Raw genomic sequence first — 3,128 nt, forward strand, 5'->3', positions numbered from 1 at the left:
CGCCCATGCAACCGCCGGGGAGCGGGTCGACCCGCGGGCGGGGCCGGACACCCGTGGTGTCCGGCCCCGCCCGTGTGACGCCGCGCCCGCCCCCGCCTACGGGGCCCGCCGGTGGTCCTGGACGATCTCGTCGAGGCGGCGCCGGGCGGCAGGGGCGCGCTCCGGGTCGGACAGGTCCTCGGCCGACGGCAGGACACTGCTCAGGCCCCAGGCGCGGCCGCGCGCCCAGGTCGCGTCGTCGACGCCGAGGCCGGCGCGGAACGCGTCCCGGGTCTCCGCCGGCAGGAACGTCCATGCGGCGATCATGTCGGTCGCCGGGTCGCCGACGGCGAGCGTCCCGAAGTCGATCACCGCCGTGAGCCGGCCGTCCCGCGCCAGCATGTTCGCCGGACCCGGGTCGCCGTGCACCCACACCGGCGGCCCGTCCCACGCCGGAGCCGCCAGCGCGGTCTCCCACACGGCCGTCACGGCGTCCGTGTCGACCAGGCCCTCCAGCGCCGAGATCCGGGCGCGCATCCGCTCCGCCACCACGGGGGAGTCCCGCGGGTCGTCGAGGGCCGCCCCGCGGAAGCCGTTGCTGGCCTCGGGCGGCGGGCCGTAGGAGGCGTCGATCTTCCACAGCGCGGAGAAGAAGCCGACCAACTGCTGCGTGGCGTCGTGCAGGTCGTCGATGCGGGCGGGATCGGCGTTCTCCCCCTCCAGCCACCGGTAGACCGACCACGGGAACGGATAGTCCTCGCCGGGCGCTCCCTGGGCCAGCGGCTCGGGGACGGTCAGCGGGAGCAGCGGGGCGAGCCTCGGCAGCCAGCGCTGCTCCCGCTCCACCTGCCCGATCCACCGGGGCAGGCGGGGCAGCCGGACGGACATGGTGTCGCCCAGCCGGTAGGTCGCGTTGTCCACGCCGGAGGCGGAGACCGGCCGGACGGGGAGGCCGGCCCACTGCGGGAACTGCGCGGCCACCAGGCGGTGGACCTCCGCGGCGTCCGGGTAGACCTCGCCGGGACGCAGATGGTCGACGGTCACGGACGATCTCCTTGCTGTCGGGACGGTCAGACGGGAACGGCGGAGAAGGAGCGGTAGACCTGCCGGAGCGCGTTGTCCGGGAAATCGTCGCTCCACGGCTTGTCCCCGCCGATGTAGTGGATGATTCCTTCACGGCGCGTCAGGTATTCCATCCGGCCCTGTCCGAACCGTCCGTGCACCGGGTGTTCGATGAGCTTGTTCCATTTCGACGGAACGGGCAGCCAGCGTTCCGCGAAGAGGTGGTTCAGAATGTCCTGGTCGAGCGTGGGAATGTCCTTGCCGTACGTCCGGTAGATGTGCACGGACCGTGCGGTGATGTCCTCCGCCCGCCATTGCGCCATGTCGATGACGAGGACCCCGGCGTTGAAATAGCCGGGCGGCTTCGCCCCGGTCTGGCTGAGGCTCGCGGTCGTCCCGTCGAGCGTCAGCAGCCGGGCCGGGGCGACCTCGTTGATGACGGCTCCGATGGGCCGGCCCGCCAGGTCGATGTCGTAGAGCTCCGCCAGGTCGTCCAGCACGATGGTGTCGACGTCGAGGTAGATCACGCGGTCGACGTCGGCGGGGATCACCTCGGCGACGTGCAGCCGGTGGAGGGTGGCCGCCGTCCAGTGCTTGCGGGGCACCGCCATCTCCAGCCGGTCCGGCACGGTGTGCACCAGGGCGGTGCCGAGCGCGCCCAGGGACTCCTGCAGCCGGTCGGTGCTCTCCGGGGTGAGCCCGGAGTCGATCACGTGGAAGACGATCCCGCGGTCCGCGTCCTGCAGGCCTGCGCGGATCGAGCGGGCGACGACCGTCGCCGCCGTGGCGTAGTTGTCGTCCACCGCGAACACCACATGGATGTCGTGCCGTTCCATCCCTGCTCCTCGCTTCTCGTGCCGGGCCGGATGCCGTCGCCACCCCGGTCGGGGCGGTGGCGCGACGGGACCACCCTACGAGCTGTGGCAACCTTTGGCAATATCTGAGTGTCCATCTGGCAATGTGTGTACCGGTCAAGCCTGCTGATTCGACTGTCGCGGCATGTCGTTGCGGGTGGAGAGAGTGTTGCCAGGCGTGGCAAGGGTGCGGCATGGTGGAGGCCAGAGCAAGCCGCCCGACAGAAAGGCACGCACCGTGACCATCACCCGAACGGCGCCGGCCGAGGTCGCCGTCACCCCGCTGTCCGGCAACCTGGGGGCCGAGATCGGCGGCGTGGACGCCGCCGGGCCCCTCGACGACCGGACCGTCGACCGGCTCCGCCGCGCCCTGCTCGAACACAAGGTCGTCTTCCTCCGGGGCCAGCTGCTGGACTACGACAGCCAGGCGGCCTTCGCCCGGAGGTTCGGCGACCTGACCCTCGGCCACCCCATCTACAGCGCGCCCGAGGACCGCCCCGAGGTCAGGGAGATCGACTCCCGGCAGGGCACCCGGGCCAACCACTGGCACACCGACCTCACCTTCGTGGACCGCCCCCCGGCCATCGCCTTCCTGCACAACAAGGTGATCCCGCCGGTCGGCGGCGACACGATGTGGGCCAACACCGTCACCGCGTACCAGGCCCTCCCGGAGCCGCTGCGGGCCCTCGCCGACCGGCTGCGCATCGTGCACAGCAACGACTCCGACTACACGGACGAGACCGTGGCGGCCCGCCGCGAGTACATCGCGACACTGTTCGAGACCGAGCACCCGGCCGTCCACGTCCACCCCGAGACCGGCGAACGCGCGCTGCTGGTCGGCGGGTTCGCCCGCAGGGCGGTCGGCTTCACCCCGCAGGCCTCGCGCGACCTGCTGCGCATCCTGCAGGAGTACGTGACGCGGCCCGAGCAGACCGTCCGCTGGCGCTGGCAGGCCGGCGACCTCGCGGTCTGGGACAACCGGGCCACCCAGCACTACGCCGTCCACGACTACGGCGCCGAGGACCGGCGCGCCGAGCGGTGCACGGTGGCCGGCACCGTCCCCGTCGGTGTCGACGGCCGGCCCGGCGTCGTGGTCAGCGGCGACACCTCGGGCTACAACGCCGGCGTCGCCTGACGCCGTGGGGGGCGCGCCGTACCCCGGCGCGCCCCCCACGTACGCCCGCACGGCGGCGGACCCCGCACGGGCGATCCCTGCACGACGGCGGCCCCCGG

The 3,128-nt window shown here is 72.8% G+C and carries 3 protein-coding genes; 1 reads left to right on the forward strand and 2 read right to left on the reverse strand.

The features are described 5' to 3' along the window. Positions 1–96: 96 nt before the first annotated feature. Both SNE206_RS35275 and SNE206_RS35280 read right to left on the reverse strand, forming a co-directional pair. A complete protein-coding gene (locus SNE206_RS35275; RefSeq protein ID WP_407917658.1) occupies positions 97–1,023 on the reverse strand; it encodes an aminoglycoside phosphotransferase family protein in 927 nt (308 codons plus the stop codon). A 26-nt stretch (positions 1,024–1,049) separates the two neighbouring features. Then, the gene (locus tag SNE206_RS35280) at positions 1,050–1,877 is read right to left on the reverse strand and encodes a glycosyltransferase family 8 protein (protein ID WP_407917659.1); all 828 of its coding nucleotides are present in this window, start codon (positions 1,875–1,877) and stop codon (positions 1,050–1,052) included. Positions 1,878–2,133: 256 nt separating this feature from the next. Between SNE206_RS35280 and SNE206_RS35285 the strand changes: the two genes are divergently transcribed. After that, positions 2,134–3,030 (forward strand): TauD/TfdA dioxygenase family protein, encoded by an 897-nt coding sequence (locus SNE206_RS35285; protein ID WP_407917660.1) that lies wholly within the window; start codon positions 2,134–2,136, stop codon positions 3,028–3,030. Positions 3,031–3,128: the final 98 nt, after the last annotated feature.

This window comes from Kitasatospora sp. NE20-6 (genome assembly GCF_045862635.1).